This is a genomic window from Litoreibacter janthinus (assembly GCF_900111945.1).
Taxonomy (GTDB): domain Bacteria; phylum Pseudomonadota; class Alphaproteobacteria; order Rhodobacterales; family Rhodobacteraceae; genus Litoreibacter; species Litoreibacter janthinus.
Genome location: NZ_FOYO01000001.1, coordinates 359,361 through 382,437, shown reverse-complemented (window position 1 = coordinate 382,437; position 23,077 = coordinate 359,361). Strand labels below are relative to the sequence as shown.

The 23,077-nt window shown below is 55.0% G+C and carries 21 protein-coding genes and 1 riboswitch; of the genes, 14 read left to right on the top strand and 7 right to left on the bottom strand.

What is annotated here, in order from left to right:
• Positions 1-13: 13 nt before the first annotated feature.
• The gene (locus BM352_RS01955) at positions 14-1,213 is read left to right on the top strand and encodes an NAD(P)/FAD-dependent oxidoreductase (RefSeq protein ID WP_090211823.1); all 1,200 of its coding nucleotides are present in this window, start codon (positions 14-16) and stop codon (positions 1,211-1,213) included.
• On the opposite strand, the gene kce is transcribed toward BM352_RS01955, so the two are convergent.
• The gene (gene kce, locus BM352_RS01950) at positions 1,210-2,133 is read right to left on the bottom strand and encodes a 3,5-dioxohexanoate:acetyl-CoA acetone transferase (protein WP_090211821.1); all 924 of its coding nucleotides are present in this window, start codon (positions 2,131-2,133) and stop codon (positions 1,210-1,212) included. The genes BM352_RS01955 and kce overlap by 4 nt on opposite strands.
• 58 nt (positions 2,134-2,191) lie before the next feature.
• Between kce and BM352_RS01945 the strand changes: the two genes are divergently transcribed.
• Positions 2,192-2,956, top strand: a complete 765-nt coding sequence (locus BM352_RS01945) for an SDR family oxidoreductase (protein WP_090211818.1) — start codon at positions 2,192-2,194, stop codon at positions 2,954-2,956.
• Here the strand turns inward: BM352_RS01945 and BM352_RS01940 are convergent.
• From BM352_RS01940 to rocF, 3 genes are all read right to left on the bottom strand, one after another.
• Positions 2,953-3,387: a 6,7-dimethyl-8-ribityllumazine synthase gene (locus BM352_RS01940; RefSeq protein ID WP_090211813.1), complete on the bottom strand. Its 435-nt coding sequence runs from the start codon at positions 3,385-3,387 to the stop codon at positions 2,953-2,955. The two genes, BM352_RS01945 and BM352_RS01940, sit on opposite strands and share 4 nt — an antisense overlap.
• Positions 3,388-3,463: 76 nt before the next feature.
• Positions 3,464-3,610: riboswitch (FMN riboswitch) on the bottom strand.
• A 44-nt stretch (positions 3,611-3,654) separates the two neighbouring features.
• Positions 3,655-4,701 (bottom strand): ornithine cyclodeaminase, encoded by a 1,047-nt coding sequence (locus tag BM352_RS01935; protein ID WP_090211810.1) that lies wholly within the window; start codon positions 4,699-4,701, stop codon positions 3,655-3,657.
• An 11-nt stretch (positions 4,702-4,712) separates the two neighbouring features.
• Positions 4,713-5,642: an arginase gene (rocF, locus tag BM352_RS01930; RefSeq protein WP_090211807.1), complete on the bottom strand. Its 930-nt coding sequence runs from the start codon at positions 5,640-5,642 to the stop codon at positions 4,713-4,715.
• Between the two features lie 133 nt (positions 5,643-5,775).
• On the opposite strand from rocF, the gene BM352_RS01925 reads away from it, so the two are divergent.
• From BM352_RS01925 to BM352_RS01885, 9 genes are all read left to right on the top strand, one after another.
• Positions 5,776-6,198 (top strand): Lrp/AsnC family transcriptional regulator, encoded by a 423-nt coding sequence (locus BM352_RS01925; RefSeq protein WP_090211805.1) that lies wholly within the window; start codon positions 5,776-5,778, stop codon positions 6,196-6,198.
• An 88-nt stretch (positions 6,199-6,286) separates the two neighbouring features.
• On the top strand, positions 6,287-7,105 hold the full coding sequence (locus BM352_RS01920; protein WP_090211802.1) for a flagellar motor protein MotB: 819 nt from the start codon (positions 6,287-6,289) through the stop codon (positions 7,103-7,105).
• A gap of 97 nt (positions 7,106-7,202) precedes the next feature.
• Positions 7,203-8,510, top strand: coding sequence for a flagellar hook protein FlgE (locus BM352_RS01915; protein WP_090211799.1), 1,308 nt, complete (start codon positions 7,203-7,205; stop codon positions 8,508-8,510).
• Positions 8,511-8,536: 26 nt separating this feature from the next.
• Positions 8,537-9,979, top strand: a complete 1,443-nt coding sequence (gene flgK, locus BM352_RS01910; RefSeq protein ID WP_175500602.1) for a flagellar hook-associated protein FlgK — start codon at positions 8,537-8,539, stop codon at positions 9,977-9,979.
• 16 nt (positions 9,980-9,995) lie between these two features.
• Entirely contained in the window at positions 9,996-10,988 is a 993-nt protein-coding gene (locus BM352_RS01905) for a hypothetical protein (RefSeq protein WP_175500601.1), read from the top strand.
• On the top strand, positions 10,988-12,085 hold the full coding sequence (locus BM352_RS01900) for a flagellar basal body P-ring protein FlgI (RefSeq protein ID WP_090211791.1): 1,098 nt from the start codon (positions 10,988-10,990) through the stop codon (positions 12,083-12,085). The genes BM352_RS01905 and BM352_RS01900 overlap by 1 nt, the downstream gene beginning before the upstream one ends.
• 467 nt (positions 12,086-12,552) lie before the next feature.
• Entirely contained in the window at positions 12,553-13,248 is a 696-nt protein-coding gene (locus BM352_RS01895; RefSeq protein WP_090211788.1) for a sugar transferase, read from the top strand.
• Between the two features lie 101 nt (positions 13,249-13,349).
• Positions 13,350-14,624, top strand: coding sequence for a nucleotide sugar dehydrogenase (locus tag BM352_RS01890; RefSeq protein WP_090211786.1), 1,275 nt, complete (start codon positions 13,350-13,352; stop codon positions 14,622-14,624).
• A complete protein-coding gene (locus tag BM352_RS01885; protein ID WP_090211783.1) occupies positions 14,625-15,884 on the top strand; it encodes a glycosyltransferase family 4 protein in 1,260 nt (419 codons plus the stop codon).
• Here the strand turns inward: BM352_RS01885 and BM352_RS01880 are convergent.
• Genes BM352_RS01880 through BM352_RS01870 form a run of 3 tightly spaced genes read right to left on the bottom strand, consistent with a single transcriptional unit; the run spans position 15,881 to position 19,712 of the window.
• Positions 15,881-16,759: a polysaccharide lyase family 20 protein gene (locus BM352_RS01880; RefSeq protein WP_090211780.1), complete on the bottom strand. Its 879-nt coding sequence runs from the start codon at positions 16,757-16,759 to the stop codon at positions 15,881-15,883. The two genes, BM352_RS01885 and BM352_RS01880, sit on opposite strands and share 4 nt — an antisense overlap.
• Positions 16,756-18,195 (bottom strand): O-antigen ligase family protein, encoded by a 1,440-nt coding sequence (locus BM352_RS01875; RefSeq protein WP_139229776.1) that lies wholly within the window; start codon positions 18,193-18,195, stop codon positions 16,756-16,758. Before BM352_RS01875 ends, BM352_RS01880 begins: the two co-directional genes overlap by 4 nt.
• A gap of 38 nt (positions 18,196-18,233) precedes the next feature.
• The gene (locus BM352_RS01870; RefSeq protein WP_090211775.1) at positions 18,234-19,712 is read right to left on the bottom strand and encodes a lipopolysaccharide biosynthesis protein; all 1,479 of its coding nucleotides are present in this window, start codon (positions 19,710-19,712) and stop codon (positions 18,234-18,236) included.
• 194 nt (positions 19,713-19,906) lie between these two features.
• On the opposite strand from BM352_RS01870, the gene BM352_RS01865 reads away from it, so the two are divergent.
• The 3 genes from BM352_RS01865 to BM352_RS01855 all read left to right on the top strand — a co-directional run bounded on the left by BM352_RS01865 (position 19,907) and on the right by BM352_RS01855 (position 23,077).
• Positions 19,907-20,914, top strand: coding sequence for a polysaccharide deacetylase family protein (locus BM352_RS01865; RefSeq protein ID WP_139229775.1), 1,008 nt, complete (start codon positions 19,907-19,909; stop codon positions 20,912-20,914).
• Positions 20,915-20,934: 20 nt separating this feature from the next.
• The gene (locus BM352_RS01860) at positions 20,935-21,906 is read left to right on the top strand and encodes a glycosyltransferase (protein WP_090211769.1); all 972 of its coding nucleotides are present in this window, start codon (positions 20,935-20,937) and stop codon (positions 21,904-21,906) included.
• Positions 21,907-22,069: 163 nt separating this feature from the next.
• Positions 22,070-23,077, top strand: a complete 1,008-nt coding sequence (locus BM352_RS01855) for a polysaccharide biosynthesis/export family protein (RefSeq protein WP_090211766.1) — start codon at positions 22,070-22,072, stop codon at positions 23,075-23,077.

Below are 23,077 nucleotides of genomic sequence, written 5' to 3'. Positions count from 1 at the left end.
GGAATGACGGCCAATGCAGGCGCCTGAGAACACTAGCTATGATGTCGTGATCGTAGGCGGAGCTATGTATGGCTCTTCGGTTGCGTGGTGGCTGTCGCGCAACCCTGACTTTAACGGCTCTATCTTGGTGGTAGAGCGCGACCCAACTTATGAGTTTTCTTCGACGTCGCATACGAACAGCTGCATCCGGCAGCAGTTTTCGGCAGAGGTGAACATCAAGATTTCCCAGTTCGGCGCCGAATTCATCCACGGCTTCCAAGACTTCATGCAAGATGACGACGCGCCCGAGATCGTGCTGCAAAGCTACGGCTACATGTATTTGGCGGACAATGAGGCATTCGCGCAAACGCTGCGTGAAACACAAGCCATTCAGCAGCGACTGGGCGCTGGAACGAAGTATATGTCTGCCGACGAGATTAAGGCGGACTATCCGTTCTATAACCTTGATGGGATTATCGGCGGCAACCACAACCTGATCAACGAGGGCTATTTTGACGGTGGCACCATCTTTGACTGGTGGCGGCGCAAGGCCCGCGCACAGGGGGCGGAATACGTGCACAACGAGGTTGTGGTGATCACAAAGAACGCTTCAGGTGATCGGGTCGAAAGCGTCACTCTGGCGTCGGGCGAGGTCGTGTCGTGCGGCACCTTGGTGAACTGCTCCGGCCCACGTGCGGCGCGCACCGCGCGCATGGCGGGATTGGAGATTCCGGTGGAGCCCCGCAAGCGTTACACCTACATCTTTGCGGCTGAAAACCCGTTGGACCGCGACCTGCCTTTGACCATCGACCCCAGCGGGGTGCACATGCGCAGCGACGGGAAATACTACCTTGCGGGTTGCCCGCCAGATGACGATCCGGCAGTTGAGTATGACGACTTCGTCGAGGATCACTCGCTTTGGCAAGAAAAAGTCTGGCCCGTGCTCGCCACCCGCGTTCCTGCGTTTGAGGCGATCAAGCTGATGAACTCTTGGGCAGGGCACTACGCCTATAACGTCTTCGACCAGAACGCGATTATTGGCCCGCATACACAGGTGAGCAACTTCATCTTCGTGAACGGCTTCTCAGGCCACGGTTTGCAGCAAAGCCCCGCTATGGGGCGCGGCGTGGCGGAATGGATTACCTATGGCGAATACCGCTCGCTGGATTTGTCGTCCTTCGGCTACGAACGGATTGAGAAGCACACGGCGTTTGTCGAAAAGGCCGTGATCTAGAACCCGGTCTTATCGCCGCCTTTCAGAGCGAGTCTCGCCCGCGCTTCATTTGGTGTCGCAAGGCGTCTGCCAATGCCTTCGATAATTTCGCGTACTTTGACAACCTGCGCCGCGCTGGACGGAGCCATAACGCCCTTCTCAAGCCACAGCGAATCCTCCAAACCGACGCGCACGTTGCCCCCTTGCGCAGCAGAGATTGCAGCCAATGGCATTTGGTGCCGCCCCGCGCCCAGCACAGACCAGACGTAGTCGTCGCCAAAAAGGCGGTCCGCAGTGCGCTTCATGTGAGCAACGTCGTCGGGATGCGCGCCAATGCCTCCGAGCAGGCCGAATACGGTTTGGATTAGAAGGGGGCCTTCGACCTTTCCCGTATCATGGAAATGGGCGAGGTTGTAGAGATGAGCGGTGTCGTAGCATTCAAACTCAAACCGCGTGCCGCTGTCGCGCAAGGTGTCGAGGACAAAGCCGATGTCTTCAAATGTATTACGGAAAATGATGTCGCGGTTGCCTAGATAGTCCGCCTCCCACTGATGTTTCAGATCGGGAAACCGGCCGAGCATACCGAACAACCCGAAGTTCATTGACCCCATGTTGAGTGATGCCAGTTCCGGCTGCCATTGCTGCGCGGGGCGCACACGCTCGGCCACGGTCATGGTTGGCGCGCCGCCGGTGGTGATGTTGATAACCACGTCTGATCGCGCCTTGATCGCCCCTAGGATTGGCTCAAACGCCTCGGCGCTTTGGTCCGGCGCGCCGGTTTCTGGGTTGCGGGCGTGCAAGTGGACGATGGCGGCACCCGCTTCTGCGGCTCGTACGGCAGCTTCCACGATCTGCTCCGGAGTGACGGGCAGCGCGTCTGACATGGTTGGGGTGTGGATAGCCCCTGTGATGGCAGCGGTGACGATGACGGGATCGGACATTGCGGGACTCCTTTTCGCTGATACTGTCTGAGGATCGGGATTCAGGGAAGGGGTCGCTATGGATTTGGGTTTGGCGGGTCACCGCGTGATTGTCACGGCAGGCGCAAGCGGGATTGGTCGCGCCATTGCGGAAGGCTTCCGCGGCGAGGGCGCAGTGGTGACGGTTTGCGATATCGACGCGAAGGCGCTGGCCTCAGTTGAGGGCATCTCCACCGCCCAAGTCGACGTGTCAGACCGCGATGCCGTGACCCGTTTCATGACGCAATCAATTGGTGACATGGGGGGATTGGACTGCCTTGTGAACAACGCGGGCATCGCGGGACCGACGGGCGCGGTCGAAGACATTCCGCCGGACGGTTGGGACGACACACTGGCCGTTTGCCTGACCTCGCAGTTTAATACCACGCGCTGCGCCGTGGGCGCGCTGAAGGGCAGCGCAAACGGCTCGATCATCAACCTGTCGTCGCTTGCGGGGCGTGTTGGCTTCGCGATGCGCTCCCCGTATGCGGCGGCCAAGTGGGGCGTGATCGGCTTCACCAAGTCACTTGCGCTGGAGCTAGGGCCACACGGGGTCCGCGCCAATGCAATCTTGCCAGGATTGGTTGCGGGCGACCGTCAACGCCGTGTGCTGGAGGCCAAGGCCCAACGGCTTGGACAGTCTTATGAGGCGACCGAGGCGGAGGCGTTTTCACATGTGTCTATCAAGGACTACGTGACCCCGCAGCAAATCGCCGACCAGTGCCTGTTCCTTGCCTCCTCGCGGGGGCGGACCATTTCTGGACAGGCGATCTCGGTTTGCGGGGACACGCAAAAGCTGGCTTAGGCTGCGATGGCAGCCCGTGCCTTGCCGATCATCAAGGCAGCACTGGCGGCTTCACGTCCCTTAGTCACGAAGTGTTCGCTGTAAATCGCCAAGTGATGTTCGGTTTCTTGGAAATGATGCGGGGTCAGGGACACCGACAAGACCGGCACACCGCTATCCAGACCAGCGCGCATCAGCCCGTCCACAACGGCCTGTGCCACGAAGTCGTGGCGATAGATGCCGCCGTCGACGACCAGTGCGGCGCAGGCTACAGCGGCATAGGTTCCGGTGGACGCTAAATCGCGGGCCAGCAACGGCATTTCAAACGCGCCGGGCACGTCGAACACATCGACTTGAGACGCGGGAATGAATTCGCAGAAACCTTCCAAGGCCCGGTCAACAATATCCGAGTGCCAGTTGGCTTTGACGAACGCGTATCGGGTGGGTGTCATATTGATCTCTCCTTCTAAGCAACGACACGTCACCCAAGGCGATCACGGGCATACAGACCCCGCGCGGGGACCATATGCTCGTTCTCTTTCATCCGGACTATGACCGTCGGCTCAGGAGTTGCACCTGATCTGCTGACCCTTCCCCGTAGGAAAGGCGCTCGCGGGCTTACGGAGTGATCCGCTTACCGCCGGTGGGGAATTTCACCCCGCCCTGAGAACAGCCCTAAAATGGAGAGCTGCGGCGGGCACTGCAAGAGCAAATACGTCCTACGATGCGGCACGTGCGACCATGCCGAACAAATCACGCGGATCGTCGGGGTCAGCAAGCATATCGAGTTCGACGAAAGTGTCGTGGTTGGCCAACTGATCGCGGACGTAGCGCAGCGCGGAGAAGTCTTCGGTCGCGAAGCCCACGGAATCGAACAGAGTAATTTGTTGCGCGTCGCGGCGCCCTTCGGCCTGCCCGGTCATGACACGCCACAGCTCGGTCACCGGGTGGTCGTCGTCAAGTTGCTGGATTTCGCCCTCGACACGGGTTTGCGGGGGGTACTCCACAAAAATGTCGGAACGTAGAAGGATGTCGCGATGTAGCTCTGTCTTGCCGGGGCAGTCGCCGCCGATGGCGTTAATATGGACCCCTGCTCCTACCATGTTGTCCGTAAGGATGGTTGCGTATTGCTTGTCAGCGGTGCAGGTTGTGATGATCTGCGCACCTGCCACGGCTTCCTCAGGGGAGTTGCAGGAAATCACGTTCAGGCCGGTGGTGGCGAGGTTCTTGGCGGCCTTCGCAGTTGCCTCCCGATCAATGTCGAACAGGCGTACAGTGTCGATGCCGACGACTGTTTGGAATGCCAGCGCCTGGAATTCACACTGCGCACCGTTTCCGATCATCGCCATGGTTTTTGACCCCTTTGGTGCCAGATATTTTGCCACCAAGGCGGATGTGGCGGCCGTGCGTAAAGCGGTGAGGATCGTCATTTCCGAAAGCAAAACCGGATAGCCGTTGTCGACCCGTGCCAGCACACCAAAGGCTGTTACGGTCTGGAAGCCCCGCGCCATGTTGGCGGGGTGCCCGTTGACGTATTTGAAGCCATAGCTTTCACCGTCGGAGGTTGGCATCAACTCGATCACGCCTTCCTCGGAATGCGCGGCAATACGAGGGGTCTTGTCGAACTGTTTCCAACGCTTGAAGTCGGCCTCGATGTAGTCTGCGATCTCAACGATCATTTGCGCAGGGCCAATCTTGTTGACCAGCTTCATCATGTTGTCGACCGAGACGAACGGGACAAGGGCGAGTTTTGAAGGCGTTGTCATAGGTGTTCCTCTCAGAAGCGTTTTGTTGGACGGTCGAGTACCTTGCGGCCCATCAGGCTCGCACACAGATCTACCATCAGGCTTGCGGTGCGGCCGCGCTCGTCAAGGAACGGGTTGAGTTCAACCAGATCAAGCGACGTAACAAGGCCCGCATCGCACAGCATTTCCATAACCAGATGGGCTTCGCGGAAGGTTGCACCACCGGGAACCGTGGTGCCAACGGCAGGGGCGATGGATGGCTCTAGGAAGTCCACGTCCAAGGAGACATGCAATGCGCCATTGGCCGCGCGAACTCTTTCCAAGAAGGCGCGAAGGGGGGCTGCGATACCATGCTCGTCAATTGCGCGCATGTCGCTGACATCGACATTCTTTGCTGCCAACGCCGCGTTTTCAGCCGGATCAACTGACCGGATCCCCAACATGCACAGATTCGCTGGATCTACTGGAGCAGCCAGCTCCGGGTAGACGTCAAAGCCGGGGAGGCCACTGAAATATGCCACTGGCGTGCCATGTAGATTGCCGCTTCGGGTGGTTTCCAGTGTGTGGAAGTCGGGGTGAGCGTCGAGCCAGAGCACGAACAACGGGCGGCCTTCCTTTTTCCAGTGGCGCGAGATTCCGGGGACTGTACCGATAGACAGGCTGTGGTCGCCTCCCAGAAAGATCGGCATGTCTGAGGTTTGCGCCGCGTCGAATGCGGCTTTTTCCAGCGCAGCGGCCCACGCGACTGTTTGGGGTAGATCGTGAATGGCTTGATTCATGTGAGTGATATTCTCAGGATTGCCATGTGCCACGTTACCGACATCGCTCACTTCATGACCTAGATCGCGTAGTGTTTCGGCCAAGCGAGCTGTGCGGTAGGCATCTGGGCCCATGATACAACCGGGCTGGCTGGCACCTGATTGAACAGGAGCACCGATAAGCGTGCAAGATTTCGAGGTCATTTCGTTCTCCTAGAATGTTGAGAGGAAATTACGCGGAGTCTTGACCATTTGCGATAAGCACTATGCAAAATCGGAAATTTTAAATTATCATAATGTTAAGTTGGATTGCCAAAATGTAAGATCAGGGACTGTGATGGATGTAACAGATCAAAGGTTGCTAGCCCTCTTGAAGAAGGATGGTCGCGCCTCTGTGACCAATCTGGCGGGGGAACTGGGGGTATCTCGCGTGACGGTTCAGTCTCGTTTGGACCGAATGAAGCGGGACGGGACGATCCGCCGGTTCACGGTTGAAATGGGACGGGTCGGCTTTGATGATTTGATCCACGCTATCATGATGATCGAAGTTAAAGGCGCTCAGTCGGTTTCGGTTATTAGACAGCTCCGTCGCATGGCTGAGATTGTGGACCTGCACACGACAAACGGCGTCTGGGACTTGGTTGCGCGGATCGAAACGGTGAGTCTGCCTGATTTTGATCGCGTTCTGCGGCAAGTGCGCGAGGTACAGGGCGTGACTGGGAGCGAGACCTCGCTTCTGCTGGACCGCGCAAGAGGTTAACAGCCGAAAACCTGCGCAATTTTAGTTGTTAACCGTCATTTCAGATGCTCCTGATTTACTCACCTCGGAAGTCATTGCGAGGATACCCATGTCGGACAACGCGGCGCGGCCGATCATAATCAAGCGCAAAAAGGTCATTAGTGGCGGTGGGCATCATGGCGGCGCTTGGAAAGTTGCATATGCTGACTTCGTGACGGCTATGATGGCGTTCTTCATGTTGATGTGGCTGTTAAATGCGACGACAGAGAAGCAACGTAAAGGTTTGGCGGATTACTTCGCGCCGACGATTGCAGTCGCGCGGGTTTCAGGTGGTGGCGAAGGGGCGTTCGGAGGAGATTCTCTGACTGTTCAAAGCCGCTTGCCGCAATCGGGGCAAAGCGGCCTGCCAAATCTGCCGCTGTCCCCAAACCACCCTGACAATGCGCTGGCCGCCGAAGAACAAGCCAAGTTTTTGGAGCTGGCGACAGGAATTCTTGGCAGGGGTGGCGACAGTTTGATCAAGGAGATGGCACTCGAACATATCATTACCGATGTCACGGATGAGGGTCTTGTGGTCGAGATTTTCGACCTGGAAGGCGCGCCTCTGTTTGACCCTGTCACAGGGCAGCCCAATGCAATCCTGCGGGAAATCTGCAACATGCTGGTGGATGTGTTTTCCGCAGTGAGCAACCGGATTTCTGTTTCGAGCCACTCCAAGGCTTACCCGTCGGTCTTGATCGACAACCCCGCTTGGGATCAGACAACAACGCGAACGCAGATTACCCGAGAGCTTTTGGAGCGGAGTGGCTTGCACCCAGATCGGCTTGAGAGATTAACGGGATACGGTCAGAGCAAACCACTTCTAGATGATCCGATGGCAGCGCGGAACAACAGGCTTGAAGTAACGCTGCTGCGCGCTCCGCGCTGAAAGTAACCCAATCTGCTTCGAATTTTAGCTGTTAGCGCGATGTTAAGGCAGCGCCCGGATAGTGAGGCGCAAGATCTATGCTTCAGAAAGGCGCAGTATGACGATTTCTTCTTCTCTTAACGCAGGTGTTGCCGGCCTCGCCGCGAATGCCAGCCGCTTATCTACGATCTCGGACAATATCGCGAACTCTGGGACAAATGGTTACAAACGGGCGGAAACAGAGTTTCATTCGATGGTCATCTCTAACGGCCAAGGCAGCTATTCCGCAGGCGGAGTTCGGGTCACGTCGCAACGATTGATAGATCAGGCAGGCGCGCTTCTCACTACAACTAATTCCACGGATCTCGCAGTTCGGGGGCGTGGATTTCTTCCGATCACGACAGAGTCAGCGGTGAATCTGCAAGGCGGCGATATTCCGTTCAGATTGGCGACGACGGGGTCGTTCAGAACAGATTCGCAAGGTTACCTGACGACGGATACCGGTATGGTTCTGATGGGGTGGCCGGCAGATTCCGATGGCACAGTCCCCACATTTCCTCGGGACACAGCGGATGGGCTTCGCCCCATTCAGATCAATGTGAACCAGTTCGCTGGCGAGCCTACGACGCGAATGGGCCTTGGTGTGAACCTGCCCGCTACGGATACCGAAGCTGGAGCGAGCGGTGAGTCTTTGGAGCTCTCGGTCGAGTACTTTGACAATCTCGGGACGTCGCAGAATCTTTTCGTAACCTACACGCCTGTGGTCCCAGCTTCGGGGGCTTCAAATCAGTGGACGATGGAATTGCGCGACTCTGCCAGTGCAGGGGCTGTTGTGGGCGAATATACTTTGTCATTTGATGATACACGCGGCAGTGGCGGCACGCTCGCATCGGTAACACGGACATCTGCAGTTGGCGGGGATTACGATCCGCTTACGGGCAGTTTCCCTGTAACGCTCGATGGTGGTCCGCTGGACATCACGATTGGTGAGCTGGGATCAGGCACAGGAGTAACGCAACTCTCTGATAGCTTTGCACCGACGCAGATCACAAAAGATGGATCTCCGGTAGGCAATATGACGTCGGTTGATGTCGATGCGAATGGCTATGTTCAGGCGACCTTTGACATTGGGATCACACGGACAATCTATCAAATTCCGCTTGTCGATTTGCCCAACCCGAATGGTTTGACTGCGATGGATAACCAAACCTACGTGCCATCAAACGAAAGCGGTCCATTCTTCTTATGGGATGCGGGCGATGGTCCGACCGGTGACATTGTTGGCTACGCGCTAGAAGAATCTACGACTGATGTGGCTGGAGAGTTAACCGCGCTTATCCAGACGCAGCGGGCGTATTCATCGAACGCGAAGGTGATTCAGACTGTCGACGAGATGCTTCAGGAAACCACAAATATCAAACGCTAACCTAGGTTGAGGGTCCAACTATGAGTATGTCGTCGTCTCTCTCCAACGCGATTTCGGGACTAACCGCGGTCTCTCGCGCTGCCGAACTCGTGTCGGCAAACATCGCGAATGCAATGACCGAAAGCTACGGTCGTCGCGAAATCTCTCTTGGGGCTGCTACCGTAGGCGGGCGCGGAGCAGGCGTTCAGGTCAACGGGGTCGAACGTGTCGTCAATCAAACTGCCATTGCCGACCGCCGGTTGGCACAAGCTGAGCTTGGATATCATGATGCCAAGGCCACCGTCCTGTCCTCAATTGAGCAAGTTGTCGGCATTCCAAATGAAGCGTCATCGCTTTCGGCATTCATGGATCGATTTGACCAAAGTTTGATCACAGCTTCGGCCAACCCCTCTAGCTCGCCAAGGTTAAGCGCGGTCCTAGACAGCGCCATGGCATTGGCCGGTAAGTTCAATCAGATCTCAGATCACCTGATTGAACAACGGGAGCTCGCGGACCGTTCAATCGGATCTCAGGTCGCCCAAATGAACGCTTCGCTTGTAGATGTTGACCGGCTGAACCGTGAAATCCGGGATCAAGTTAACGCGGGCGGCGACGCTTCAGGTTTGATGGACCAAAGGCAGGCGTTGGTGGACAGCATCAGCTCCATCATGCCGGTGCAGGCTGTTGCACGAGACTATGGTCAGATCGCTTTGGTCACTCCGAACGGGACAACACTTGTCGACTATCAAGCGGCGCATCTTGAGTTTTCCACAACCACCGTGATTACGCCTGACATGACCGTGGCAGGTGGATCACTTTCGGGCCTCAGCATTCAAGGTGCTTCCAGTGTTAGTGGGTCGCCCTTGGACGCCATTGCAGGTGGATCACTGGCCGCGGCCTTTGCGCTGCGAGATCAAGATCTTCCGGCACTGCAAGCAAATCTGGACGCATTGTCTAGAGACTTGATTGACCGAGCCGTCGCTGCTGATAGCACTTTGGCGCTGGGTGATGCAGGGCTATTCACGGACGGCGGGGACGCCTTGGATCCTTTGGACGAGTCCGGGTTGGCCTCCAGGATATCGGTCAACCTGGCGGTGCAGCCTGCTGCAGGCGGAGCGGTCTGGCGGCTACGCGACGGGTTGAATGCAACTGCGTCGGGCGCAGCTTCTGATAATTCCATACTAAATGCCTATGAAGACGCTTTTGAGTCCGCACGCCTGCCCGTCTCTGGGCTGTTCTCAGATGCTGGTTCAAGCTCTGAATTGATCGGCGATTTTATCTCTCAGATCGGTCAGGCGCGTCAGACGACTGATCAACGTAGAAGCTTCGAAGTGGCGCGCGTTCAAGCATTTCGCGATGTGGAACAAGCTGGTGGCGTAGACACAGATCAGGAAATGCAAAAGCTGCTTCTGATCGAACGCAACTACGCCGCGAACGCCAAGGTCATTCAGGCCGTAGACGAAATGCTGCAATCATTGCTGAGGATTTGAGATGAATTATGGAAACATGAGTGACCTTGGCCAAAACATGCTGTTGCGTCGGCAGAGCAGCGACCTGAAGGCCAGCCTTACGCGTTTGACGAACGAGTTGGCGAGCGGGGAACGACAAAATCTTGGTGAGCATCTGCGCGGCGATTTCGCGCCCTTGGCCGGCCTCGAACGTTCGCTTAGCAGGCTAGATGGATTTGCTCAGGCGCGGGCGGATTTAACGATGCGAGTTACAGCAACGCAGACTAGTCTGAGCGCGATACAAGGTGCAATCTCGAATTTCGGCACTGACCTAGCTGCCGCAGCATCTCTGGAACAACCAGATGTGCTGGAGGCCAAAGTGGCAGGCGCATCGGGCAAGCTGAGCCAAGTCGTCTCGCACCTAAACTCACAAGTTTCAGGACAGTTCTTGTTTTCGGGTGTCGCTACAGGGCAGCAACCTTTGCTGAGCGGGGAGGAAATACTATCGGAAGTGCGGGGGATTGCATCCTCAGCCACCAGTGTAGCTGAGTTTCTCGAACAGGTTTCGAGCTGGTTCGACGATGCTGGCGGCGGTTTTGAGACTCTTGTTTACGCAGGAAGCAGCCAGACTTCAGCTGGCGTTACCATTTCAAACGCCCGACAAATTGATCTTCCGATCAAGGCGGACGATGCAGTCTTTCGGGCGATGCTTAAGGAAATGGCGATTGCAAGCGTTGTTTCAGAGGGCCTGATTGCGACGGCACCCGAAGAAAAGCGTGCGGTTCTGTCGGGTGTTGGTCAGAGGCTGATTGCATCCGAGCAGACGCTGATCGGAATGCAGCGTGATACAGGTGTTACGGAAAGTCTTCTTGCTGAGGCGGACATTGCCGATGGGGTGGAGCGAGGATTGCTTGAGGCCGCTCGATCAAGAATAACATCTGCAGACCCTTTCGAGACAGCCAGCGCGCTTGAGGCCGTGCAATTCCAGATCGAAGCGCTTTACGTGCTAACAGCGCGCACATCTCAACTGCGGTTGTCGGATTATCTATGATGCTTCGCTTTATGCTCGTGGCTCTGATGGCATTCGCCTTTCCGGTGTTTGCTTCCAGCGTCAGATTAAAGGACCTGGTAGAATTTGACGGAGTCAGGGGGAACGACCTTGTCGGGTACGGATTGGTGGTCGGCCTGAATGGGACCGGCGACGGGCTAAGAAATTCGCCGTTCACCGAAGAGATGATGGTCAATATTCTAGAAAGACTGGGTGTTAATGTCGGCGGCGAGCAGTTTCGCCCCAAAAATGTTGCGGCAGTTCTTGTGACATCGACTTTGCCGGCTTTCAGTCGCGCTGGCGGCAAGGTTGATGTGACTGTGTCGGCTATAGGTGATGCCAAGAGCCTGATGGGCGGAACGCTCATTATGACGCCCCTGAATGCTGCGGACGGGGATGTCTATGTTGTCGCCCAAGGCACCGTAATCGCCGGAGGTGTTGCTGCAGAAGGCGATGCGGCTCGTGTCGTGCATGGCGTTCCAACCGCAGGGATTGTTCCAGCGGGTGGCAGAGTTGAACGCGAGGTCCAGTTCGAGTTTTCACAGCTTTCGAGTATAAGAATGGCGCTAAGGACGCCGGATTTCTCTACAGCTGAGAAAATTGAAAGAGCGATCAACTCGGTACTGGGCGCTCGGGTTGCTTTGATGCTGGATGCGGGAACGGTGGAACTGGATATAGATGCCACGGGCTTGCGATCACCAGCGCATGTACTGAGTCGCATCGAGAACATCATTGTGGAGCCTGAGCGGCGGGCCAGAGTTGTGATTGACCAGCGTTCGGGCACGATTGTTATGGATGAGAATGTGCGCATATCGAGAGTGGCTGTCGCGCAGGGAAACCTAACTCTGACTATCGAAGAAGCGCCGATTGTAGTTCAGCCTAACCCGTTCAGCGACGGCGAAACAGTCGTAGTTCCCAGGACCACCGCTGCAATCAATGAAGAGATCGGAACGGGTTTAGCCGAGGTCCCTCCTGGGGCCACCTTAAAGGATGTTGTTTCCGGCTTGAATGCATTGGGGGTGTCCCCGATGGACATGATAGACATTCTAAAGAGCATTAAAGCCGCAGGAGCGCTCCACGCGGAGTTTATCGTTCAGTAGAGCGCGGCGCCGCTGGTTGGACGGTTCGGGATGCCGGTTCTCACTGATTCTGGGCGTCACGGCGGGCGCAAATTCGAACAATTGATTGCGAACAGGGTGCGTTCGGAAGCGAGCGATTCGTTGATGGTTAGGGACTTAAGGGCCCGTGGGCCTCGCAATGTAGCGTTTGCAGCCTCACCGCATGCCAACTTCTTGTGACTTAGCGGGAAATTGATTGAAAAATTGGCAACTTCGAGAATTTGCCTTTATTTTCAGTCCTCTCATCGTGCAACGCAACCGCCATTTTGGACGTTGGATCGCGTGAATGATGGCTTTTCTAGTCCCCTCATTCACACAGTATTTAAGTAAATTTGATCAATGTGTTAACAAAGTGCTAATATTGAGGCTTAGAGCTGAAGGAGAAGTTTTTAGTTTTTTTGTACCTTACCCGGGGGGGGATTCGTGGGAACACGGTCCTTGTTTGTAAAATGAGTTATCAAAGTAAAGCTACGGTAGCCGCTTTGGCATCCGTATCGACGTCTGTGGAGCGCAACCGAAATACGCGGTTCAAGGCAAACGATTTCTACGGTTTAGTTGGGAAACGCATTTTCGATATCGCTGTCGTCATGGTGATCATCGTGCCCGTTTCCTTGTTCCTGGCCGTATTCGCTATCGCCATCGCAACTGATGGGCGCTCGCCGTTTTTCCGGCAAGTGCGTGTCGGAAAGAATGGCAAAGAGTTTGGAATGTGGAAGCTCCGCAGCATGGTTGGCGATGCCGAGTCCAAGCTAGAAGCTTACCTGTCGGAAAATGCTGCCGCTCGACAGGAGTGGGATAGCTATCAGAAGTTGAAAAACGATCCACGGATCACCGCGATTGGCAAGATAATCCGCCGTTTCTCGATTGACGAGTTGCCGCAGATTTACAACGTGTTGTGCGGCCAGATGTCGTTGGTCGGACCACGGCCTATGCTTGTTTCGCAGAAGTCACTCTATCCTGGAGAGGCGTATTATCTGCTTCGTCCGGGTATCACTGGCTATTGGCAGATTTCAGAACGGAACGAGTCGGAATTCAAGGCTCGTGCCTTCTATGACACCCGATATTGCGAAGACATTAGCTTTGCCACTGACCTTGAGGTCATGGCGAAAACAGTCGGCTGCGTTACGGGCGGATCTGGCTGCTAAGCGATTCTGTGCGTGGAAGCCTAAGGAACCACGTCTTCGTCAAAATATGTGCCCGTGACTCTCGTAGTCACGGCACTTCCTCTACGAATGGTTGATTTGGAATGAAGGTATTGGTTTTCGGACTCGGATACGTCGGCTTGACCGCCGGCTGCTGCATTGCGAGTGAAGGTCATCAAGTCGTTGGGATCGATGTTAGCGCCGCAAAGGTCAAAGATATCGCCGCAGGCAACTCACCCATCCATGAGCCTGGACTTCAGCAGCTTATGGAAGCGGCGCTGGCTGACGGCACACTTTCCGTGACAACTGACGTGGCGGACCACCTGAAAGACGCGGATCTGGCACTGGTTTGCGTTGGAACGCCGTCATCTGTCGATGGTGCGTTAAACATGTCTTATGTGGCTGGCGTTAGCCGCCAAATCGCGTCTGGTCTCGCAGCCGTTGGGAAAGGCCGCTCCGAAAAGCTGACCGTCGCATATCGCTCCACCGTTCAGCCTGGTACGACTGACCGACTTATCCGACCGATTTTCGATGAACTGTTGGACGGGACGTCTGATGAGGTCGTGCAACTTGTCTACAACCCTGAGTTCTTGCGCGAAGGCTCTGCTATCAAGGATTACTTCCACCCGCCAAAAATTGTGGTTGGGACCGTCGACGCGAAACCCAATCCGCAGATGGAAGAGCTGAACGCGAATATCGACGCGCGCACATTCTGGGTGAACTTCCCAGCCGCGGAAATCACTAAGTTGGTCGACAATTCTTGGCACGCAACCAAGGTTGCTTTCGCCAACGAGATAGGACGGACGTGCCTGTCTGTCGGCATCGATGCGAAGCAGGTTCACGAAGTTTTTGTCTCTGACACCAAGCTTAACATATCTCCGTATTATACCCGTCCCGGCGGTGCTTTTGGGGGCTCCTGCCTTCCCAAGGACGTGCGCGCGCTTCGTGCGTTGGGCTCCGAAATGGGAACCAACCTTCACTTGGTGGATAGCCTTTTGCGTTCGAACGAAGCGCACAAATTCGCGATTTTTCAGCATTGCATTGAGGGCCTGCCAGCAGGCGCGGGTGTGCTGCTGGTCGGTCTGGCATTCAAAGCTGAAACGGATGATTTGCGCGAGAGCCCGAACGTGGACCTTGCGCGGAAACTGCTAGAAGCTGGATATAAGGTGGATATTTTCGATCCATGCGTAGATGCCGAAATGCTGATCGGGTCAAACTTGGGCTATGCTTATAGTCAGCTGCCAATGCTGGAGCGTTTGTTGGTCGATAAGAAAACCGCCAACGAAAAGAGCTACGACAGGGTCATCGCGACAAATGCCACGATTTCGCATTTGTCATTGCCTGCCTCAGCTAACCTCATCGATATCAGCGCGCTTTAGATGAAACAGGAGCTTGCAGCGGTCAGCGAAACCACCGCCATTCCGGAGCACCTGAGCGGCGCTTTGTCGGGTCGAAAAGTTCTGATCATTGTTGAGAATCTTCCGCTGCCCTTTGATCGGCGCGTCTGGCAGGAATGCCGGACCTTGCGGGCCGCGGGCGCTGAGGTCATGGTCATTTGTCCGACGGGCAAGGGATTTGAGGCCCGTTACGATCTGATCGAAGGCGTCCACATCTATCGGCACACTTTGCCGAATGACGCCAAAGGCGCGTTGGGGTATCTCGTCGAATATAGCGCTGCATTGTTTCATGAGATGCGCTTGGCCGTGAAGATTTGGCGCAAACACGGGTTCGACACGCTGCAAGCTTGCAACCCGCCTGATCTGATTTTCCTTGTGGCGAAACCTTTCCAATGGCTCGGCGCGCGTTTCATATTCGATCACCACGATATCAACCCCGAATTGTACGAAGCCAAATTCGGCAAACGCGGATTCTTTTGGAAACTGATGGTCGTGTTGGAACGGATGACCTTTAAGTCTGCCGACGTCGTGATTTCGACCAACCAGTCTTACAAAGACATCGCGATGACCCGTGGTGGCAAGTCAGAACGGGATGTGTTTATCGTCCGTTCCGGCCCCGATTTGTCACGTTTGTATGCCCGCGAGCCAAACCACGAACTGCGCAATGGTCGCAAGCACATGGTTGGATATGTAGGGGTGATGGGCGATCAGGAAGGCTTGGATCTTCTGATTGATGCGGCTGATGTCATGATCAATCAACGCGGTCTCGACGTGCAGTTTGTCTTGGTTGGTGGAGGTCCGGCGCTTGATGAACTAAAGGCCTATTGCGGTGCCAAAGGGCTTGGAAATCATTTCACGTTCACGGGGCGGGCACCTGACGAAGTGCTGTTTCAGGTGCTCTCGACATCGGATGTATGTGTGAACCCTGATCGGGTGACGCCGATGAATGACAAATCCACCATGAACAAGATTCTCGAATACATGGCCTTCGGTAAGCCCATTGTTCAGTTCGACGTCAAGGAGGGGCGCTACTCTGCCCGTGAGGCATCGCATTATGCAGCTGCCAATGACGTTGTGGATATGGCCGACAAGATTTCCGGCCTTCTGGACGATCCGGCCCAGCGTGAGAAGATGGGACAGATCGGATTGGAGCGCGTCAGGACTGAACTCAGCTGGCACCACCAAATCGAGTCTCTTATCGCGGCTTATCTTCGCGTAGATGCCAAGAAGCCGCAGCGTTAACCGCTCGACGCTTCTTTGGCGCGATACGCTTCGATCAGTGCTTTGACATCATCGGGCAAAGTGTCGGCCTTGTTGGGATAGACTTCCCATACGTCATCAAAATACATCTCGCGAACGGCAACGTCGTCTGGCGGCTGTGTTTTCCAGCTCGGCACGTAGACGCCGAGTTTAAGATATGGAGCGGACAAATCGCGATAGGTATTGGGGCCGTCATGGTCTGCAATTTTCTCTCCATTGCGCCAAACAGTCATGCGGCCGGTGTCATCAGTTGCCCAAGTTATACGGAACACCCAGTCTTCCCACGCGCCACGGGGTGCGGGTGCGGACCAGAGAATTGTGCCGCGGCGCTCCCCGAACAACTCGAACCACGGGTTCGAAAGCAGGCGCGTGTCCCAGCCGAGGGGGATGTACCAGTCACCGTCTTTGAACAGCAGGCGCGTGGGAGGTGGGCGGTTGCCTTCGAACAAGAGCTTGTCAGGTACCCCATGCCATTGGAATACCGTGATCGCGGCTTCGGTATCTTCCCAGCTTTCTGGGAGGTATGTCCGCAGGCGGTACCAGACTTCTTCGCCGAAATGACCTGCCGGCAATCGATACTCGGACCGCTTCGAGTTCTTGATCAGCGAGTCGTCGGATTGCAGGCGAAACTTCACGGCTGTGCCTGTTTCACCTTCGGGTGCAGTCAATTCCATCGAATGATCGCAACAGACTTCCATTGTAACGCGGCTGTTCTTCGAGAAATCGGAGCCTTCGAAGTTCTCTGCATAGACGGGCTCGAACGACGCGTTGTTCACGACATAGTGGGCAACCGCGTAGGCGATATGTAGGGAAACGAGGCCCAATACGACGTAGGTCAAAGCTTTGAGAAAAGTCATGTGGGTTTGGTTTCCGATTTGGGAGGGTAGCCCGTCGTGGGGACCACGTCAGGTTTCCATGTGGCGCAGGCAATCCCCACCGCCCCGAGCGTGGCACTGCTTGAATAGATCAAATAGCCGATGTCGATAAAGAAGCTGATAGCGACTTGGCTAACCATCAAGCACAATGCGTAAACGGAAAAACGGCGCTGGAACTCACTTATCGTCGGGTCTTCCCGCATCCGCTTGAGTTTCCGAAAAATCTCAACATGGAGCCAGATATAAGTGACAAAGCCGAAAACACCGGTCATCGCCATGATCCCTAGCCACTCGTTATGTGGTGGTCCGGTTCGCGAGCCTTCATCATATGACACCCCAAACACGGAAACGAGATACTTCACCTTTTCGGTCTCAAACGTGTTCTTGCCGAACCCAATTCCAAGAATTGGATTGTCGAGCAGCATGCTAAACCCGGAGCCGAAAAGCGCGATCCGCGCATAGATCGGATGAAGATCCAGAATTCGGCGTTGGAACAGGTCACTGTCAATCACGAAGGGCAACGCGATCATTCCAGCGATGCCGCCGATGATCGCGCCAGTGGCAAGAAGGGGGCGGGTTGTCTTGTCATGACGGAATAGGATTGCAAACGAGATCAGTGCCGCAAGCCAAGGGGCGCGGGTTTTACACAGCGCGAGCCCAAGGGCCGCGCAGATGAGCAAGATGAACAGGAAAATCCACCGCATGGGATCCCGCGATTGGCCCTGAAGCAGCATGCAAAAAAGCAGTGAGACGAGCGCGGCCAATCCGTACTCGGTGGCGTTGCTGAAGACACCTGTTGCGCGGCCTTCGTTTATGACTTCGATCCAAGTGGGATTGAACCAACGGATGCCTAGAAAATTCTGACCGACGCCCTGAAATCCAATGATGACGCTCGCCAAAGCGATGGCCCAAAGATACCGCATGACCCATTTTTCAGTCCATTGCATCCGGCGCATCAGCCAGTAGCTCATCCAAGCCAAGACGTAGCCCTGAAGGTAGAATGCGATGTCTTCTTTGTAGGTCGGCTCTCCTTCGAACAGCATGAAGTTTCTCAGCAGGGCTGCAAGCACGATCCCGAGGTAGACGAAGACCAGCTTCTCCACCATGTCCATGTTTACTTTCTCGCGGCGTCGCAGTGCTGCGGTGATGACCATCAACCCGCACAGCCCAAAGAACAGGGCACGCTCCACGGTCAGAAAGGGCAACGCATCCAAGATATTGTTGGCAAACACGAAGATCGTTGGTGACCCTGCAAACCACAAAATGGCGATGATGCGTAGGTCCAGCATCGCGAAGCAAATCGCGGCCAATGAACCGCCGATGGCTGCGACGAAGACCCATTCGCCCGATGCAAGGTTCATTGTGAAAAACAACACGATGAACACCCAGGCGAGCTTTTCAAGCAGCCTGAGTGGCATCGCTAATACTTGAAACGGGGCTGATTGGCGCTCGGGCGTCACTTTCTCGGCCTCTTTCTGAAGTTCTTGATCGTGCTTAATCTCAGATGTGGATCTGCAAACAGCATAGCTCCACCCAGCAGAGCAGCGCAAAACAATATCCCTATTCGAAGCAGTAGTGCTTCAAATGGAACAGGAGGGCCTGCCAGATAGGCGCTTGCGAAATAGGCGCTGGCAGCAATCACAAGGAACACACCAAGCTCAGTAAAAGGAAAGGTTCTTACAATGCTGGAAATCCGATTGGCAACGATCATCGTCAGCCCTGCGCGCAACGTGCCCAGAAGAACAAATGCTACTGCCGCTCCCATTGCTCCATAGGCGGGGACCAAAACCATATAGACAGGAATAGCGGTTGCGACTGTCGCGAAACTGACGAGGGAAATCCAGATTGTTTTCTCCCGCGCGTAAATCCCGATCTCGAAGTTCCATTTCAGTACATAGAGCAGCAGCCCGAGCAGGATAAGCGGGAGGAACAATGCAGCATCCACGTATTCGGCACGCCCGATCACCCAGATTATTTCGGGGGCCAGCAAGCAAAGCGCCAAACTGACCAAGATCAGCACCGCGAGGAATACGACCATAATAGACCGGAATACTGGAGGCGGTGTTGTGGCGTCGGGATCAGTTTCCACTTCTAGCCTGCGCACAGTCCAGATTTGCGCGAAGGGTGCTGCGACTGAAATCCGTAGCAGTTGAGCAAGTCGCCCTGCCAGCGCGTAGATGCCAACCATTGCCGCGTCGACTTGAGCCGCTAGGAAGAACTTGTCGAGCGAGGCGAACACGGCGTCCATCACTGCACCGGGAACGATCGGTACACCAATTCGCGCAAGACGTTTCATGTGGCTTTGCGAAACGCTGACGGGATAGTGGCTGACCATTTGAAGGATTGCCAAGGCACATAGAATGGCCATCGACAGAAATGTGCCCAGCAGGATACCTGAAACGCCCCAACCAAGAGCAAGAAGGAACAGTAGGTTCAGGCCTAAGAACAGCAGGGATTTTGCGGTTGAAAGGAAGGTGTACCACCAAGACTTCTTCAACCCGCGGTAGACGCTAAGGAGCACTTCGAACAAAACCGAGAAAACCGCAGCACTCATCCCCAACGCGAACAAGCTGGCGGCGATCCCCGTGTCTGCGAAATAGCTGGCAAGGATTTGGCTGGCGGGCCAGATCAGGGCCAATGTGATTGAGGCAGGTATTAAAAACAACGCGATCGCGCTGCCGATAACGGTGCCGACCTCGTCGTCGTCTTCGCATGCAACGATCAGTCGAACCAACGCGCCGCCGATTCCTAACCCGATGCCAAGCGCTAAGATCTCTGTCGCTGCGAGAACGAGGCTGAGCCATCCGAATTCCGTCGGAGTCAAAGTTTTGAGATATAGCGGGAGCAACAAAAAGCTCGCTGATCTGTTCGCCAAACCACCGAGAAAATAGATTGCTGAATGGCGGGCAACCCCACGTGCCTCTGATTGCGGCATGATCCCACCAAACTACTCTAATACACTAGCAGCTAACGTGGCCTATTCTGACGAAAACATCAAGAAATACCGCGTGTTCAGCCGGATTTAGGTCAACAGAAGGGTAGATATTGCTGCAAGAGCAGAGTACCGTTGGGAAGGCAGCGTTTCAGTTGTTTTTTGGCGTTTGGTTATTAGTTTGGGATTCGAAATCGATGTCGTTCAAGCAGGTCGTTGAGCAACAGCTATATTCAATCGGCGCGCCAGCCATTTTGCGGATGCGTGCGGATGCTTCCGGGTCTGCTGTGGTTCTTGCTTACCACGCCGTGAGTGATGACCCATGTTATAGCTTGCCAGGCATTCGTGTGACTTGCGAGTTGTTCAAACGTCAAATGAAACACCTCGCGGATCACTATTCAGTGGTGAGTTTGGACGAGGTCGCGAACGCTATAAGGGCAGGTGATCCTTTGCCGGAACGCTCCGTCGCGGTTACCTTTGATGACGGGTATGAGGACAATTTCACCAACGCCTTTCCGGTGCTTGCCGCCCACGACCTGCCGGCCACAATTTTTGCTACCAGTGCGCCTGTTCTAACAGGTGCAAGGTTTTGGGTGGCATGGCTGTATGAGGCCTTGTTGCGCAAAGTTGACGCTGGTTTGATTGCAGAAGTGTTCGGAATTGCGCCTCCTGAAAGCGGCGTCGAGCAAGCCTTCAATGCGATATCTGGGCGGTTGAACTATTGCTCGATTGAAGACAGGGATGCCCTTCTTGACGAATTTGAAGCGCGAGGGGCGTTTGGGGACATCCCAAGTCGTGTAGTAAACGTCGATCAGATGCGGGAGATGCTTCAGCGGCGGATTTCCATTGGCTCGCATACTGTATCCCATCCAATATTGGCCAATCTATCGCCAGAGTCACGGAATGCAGAGCTTCGCCAATCACGTGATGATTTGTCCGCGGCACTTGGGGTGGAGGTGGCAACCATTGCCTACCCAAACGGTCGCGCAATCCCTCATAATTTCGATAATGACACTATCACTGCGGCGTCAGACGCCGGGTACCAGTGCGCCGTCACATCAAAACGCGGCCCGATTTTGCCAGGTGCGAACGTGTTGGCTCTGCCTCGATTGGGTGTCTCGCAAGTCGGTGGCATGGCGAAGTTTGCGTTGACGCTGGAGCGGTTTCGCCTTCGGGCGCGAAGAGCTTCCGGGGCGTTCATTTGAAAGCGCTCATTGTAACCAACATGCTGCCGAGCAAGGAGCGGCCCGGATGGGGCGCATTTGTCGGCTCTCAGGTGCAGTCTTTGCGAGATGAAGGCGTTGATATTGATGTCATTCATATCCGTAGCGATGTCAGTAAGTGGGAGTACTGGAAAGCCAAGGCGACGGTGCGTGACCATTGCAGGGCCAAAGATTATGACGTGATCCACGCGCATTACGGATTGTCTGCCGCACCGTGCTTGTTTCAAACCCAGATTCCGCTGGTCATTTCCTACTGCGGCTCTGACATCTTCGGCCACACTGACGTTGACGGAAAGACCTCGTTCAAAAGTGCTGTTCTTGCGGCGATCCAAAGGCTATTTGGCTACAGGGCAGCACAGGTCATCGTGAAATCAGGTGAAATGAAGGAGCAGTTGCCAAAGGCGGTGCAGAAGAAGACGCATATTGTTCCGAACGGCGTCTCTTTCGACCGTTTCCATCCGGGAGACAAGCAAGCCGAGCGAGCCAGGTTGGGGCTACAGCCAGACACGTTTTATGTCCTCTTCCCCTATGATCCCCTGCGCTTGCGAAAGAACTATCGTTTACTTGAGCAGGCCATAGAGACCCTGAATTCACAGGGTCATACTTTGGCGCCGCTTATCATGTTTGAAAAGCACCCTGACGAGCTTGCACACGCGATGCGGGCGGCTGATTGCTTGGCGTTGACATCGTATTGGGAGGGGTCTCCAAATGCGGTGAAGGAAGCCATGGCGTCAAATCTGCCCATTGTTGCAACCGATGTTGGGGATGTCCGTTGGCTCGTGTCCGGAGTGGAGGGGACGGAAGTCTCAACCACAGAAACAGAAGATTTTACGACAGCATTGAGGCGAATCGTCGAGCGTGGAAACCGACCGACAACAGCCAGATCCCAAATGGCACACTTGGAGCTTGGGGCTGTGGCGAGGCAAGTTATTGAAATATATAAATTTTCCAGCCAAAAGCGCAAAAAGGGGTGACGAGCTTGCGAATTAGGGGCCACAATGTCACGAATTCAATAAAACTAGGGGAAATTAACGCTTGGTGTCGCAAAAATCCTTACCATGCGTTAACTTTTGCCACAAAGCGGACGGCTTTCGGCACTAGCAATCAGTCCGCAAGAGGTGAAATCGGGATAGAGTGATGATGAACGGTCTAATAAGCATGGGAAAGCGTTTGTTGATGCTTTGTTTTACCGCGCTCTTTTTGAGTGCGTGTGCAACTGAGCTTCCGGACTTTGAAAATTCTCCACTTCCTGTTCAGCAGGCGAGCTTCGTGAATGACACAGCAGGTTTGCGACGTGGCGACACTATCGAAGTGAGTTACTTTGAGCGTTTTAAAGCTACGCGCGGTCTATACACGCTGCATCGTGGCGATATCATGAGCTTCAACCTCGTGGGCGAACCGGGCTCTGCTGCGGGCACCATTCTTGTTCAGGAGGATGGTTTTGCTTCCTTCCCGATCGTTGGGCAAGTTCGAGTCGTCGGCATGTCGATGGCGCAAGTCGAGAAGCGCCTGATTGAACTGTTCGAAGAAAAACTCTACTCTGATCCTCAGTTGGCACTGACTTTGGTTGAAACCTTCCAAGTCGCGGCCAGTGAGATACAAAGCCTTTCGAACCGAGGAAGCGGCGATACGTTTACTGTGATCATCGGCGACGACGGCCGCATTTCACTGGCACAGCTCGGCCAGTTCAATGCGCTCGGCGGTGCCGCATCGCTTGAGAAGCAAGTAAACGCGCGTTTGAGCAGTAAATATGCTGGTCGTTATGGCGCGTCCGTGAACATCGTCCAGCGTGGCGAGCGGGCTTTCTTTGTCATGGGTGCGGTGAATAGACCGGGCCGTATCGTGATGGATGGCCCAACCGCACCGCTCGCCGCAATTGCACAAGCTGGGGGCTTCGTCGATACGGCAGCGCCTCAAAAAGTGGCATTGATCCGCTACAACGCTAAAGGGGAAGCGTCGAGCTGGATTATTGACCTGAAGACTGCTTTGATGACTGGGGGGAAATCTCCGCAGCGCATTTTGGTGGCGGAACGTGATGTTATCTATGTTCCAAGAAGCAATATCGCTCTGACTAACGCTCTCGTGCGTCAGTTTATCACCAACAACATTCCGATCGGAATTGGATACAGCCTAAACTCTGATTGA

Excerpts from the sequence above, each read along its gene's own strand:
- flgK (WP_175500602.1), top strand. The coding sequence starts at position 8,537 with ATGTCGTCGTCTCTCTCCAACGCGATTTCGGGACTAACCGCGGTCTCT.
- BM352_RS01885 (WP_090211783.1), top strand. The coding sequence starts at position 14,625 with ATGAAACAGGAGCTTGCAGCGGTCAGCGAAACCACCGCCATTCCGGAG.
- BM352_RS01940 (WP_090211813.1), bottom strand. The coding sequence starts at position 3,387 with ATGACACCCACCCGATACGCGTTCGTCAAAGCCAACTGGCACTCGGAT.
- rocF (WP_090211807.1), bottom strand. The coding sequence starts at position 5,642 with ATGACCTCGAAATCTTGCACGCTTATCGGTGCTCCTGTTCAATCAGGT.
- BM352_RS01915 (WP_090211799.1), top strand. The coding sequence starts at position 7,203 with ATGACGATTTCTTCTTCTCTTAACGCAGGTGTTGCCGGCCTCGCCGCG.
- BM352_RS01865 (WP_139229775.1), top strand. The coding sequence starts at position 19,907 with ATGTCGTTCAAGCAGGTCGTTGAGCAACAGCTATATTCAATCGGCGCG.
- BM352_RS01880 (WP_090211780.1), bottom strand. The coding sequence starts at position 16,759 with ATGACTTTTCTCAAAGCTTTGACCTACGTCGTATTGGGCCTCGTTTCC.
- BM352_RS01875 (WP_139229776.1), bottom strand. The coding sequence starts at position 18,195 with ATGCCACTCAGGCTGCTTGAAAAGCTCGCCTGGGTGTTCATCGTGTTG.
- BM352_RS01895 (WP_090211788.1), top strand. The coding sequence starts at position 12,553 with ATGAGTTATCAAAGTAAAGCTACGGTAGCCGCTTTGGCATCCGTATCG.
- BM352_RS01955 (WP_090211823.1), top strand. The coding sequence starts at position 14 with ATGCAGGCGCCTGAGAACACTAGCTATGATGTCGTGATCGTAGGCGGA.
- BM352_RS01855 (WP_090211766.1), top strand. The coding sequence starts at position 22,070 with ATGATGAACGGTCTAATAAGCATGGGAAAGCGTTTGTTGATGCTTTGT.
- BM352_RS01890 (WP_090211786.1), top strand. The coding sequence starts at position 13,350 with ATGAAGGTATTGGTTTTCGGACTCGGATACGTCGGCTTGACCGCCGGC.
- BM352_RS01860 (WP_090211769.1), top strand. The coding sequence starts at position 20,935 with ATGCTGCCGAGCAAGGAGCGGCCCGGATGGGGCGCATTTGTCGGCTCT.
- BM352_RS01920 (WP_090211802.1), top strand. The coding sequence starts at position 6,287 with ATGTCGGACAACGCGGCGCGGCCGATCATAATCAAGCGCAAAAAGGTC.
- kce (WP_090211821.1), bottom strand. The coding sequence starts at position 2,133 with ATGTCCGATCCCGTCATCGTCACCGCTGCCATCACAGGGGCTATCCAC.
- BM352_RS01925 (WP_090211805.1), top strand. The coding sequence starts at position 5,776 with ATGGATGTAACAGATCAAAGGTTGCTAGCCCTCTTGAAGAAGGATGGT.
- BM352_RS01905 (WP_175500601.1), top strand. The coding sequence starts at position 9,996 with ATGAGTGACCTTGGCCAAAACATGCTGTTGCGTCGGCAGAGCAGCGAC.
- BM352_RS01945 (WP_090211818.1), top strand. The coding sequence starts at position 2,192 with ATGGATTTGGGTTTGGCGGGTCACCGCGTGATTGTCACGGCAGGCGCA.
- BM352_RS01900 (WP_090211791.1), top strand. The coding sequence starts at position 10,988 with ATGCTTCGCTTTATGCTCGTGGCTCTGATGGCATTCGCCTTTCCGGTG.
- BM352_RS01935 (WP_090211810.1), bottom strand. The coding sequence starts at position 4,701 with ATGACAACGCCTTCAAAACTCGCCCTTGTCCCGTTCGTCTCGGTCGAC.
- BM352_RS01870 (WP_090211775.1), bottom strand. The coding sequence starts at position 19,712 with ATGCCGCAATCAGAGGCACGTGGGGTTGCCCGCCATTCAGCAATCTAT.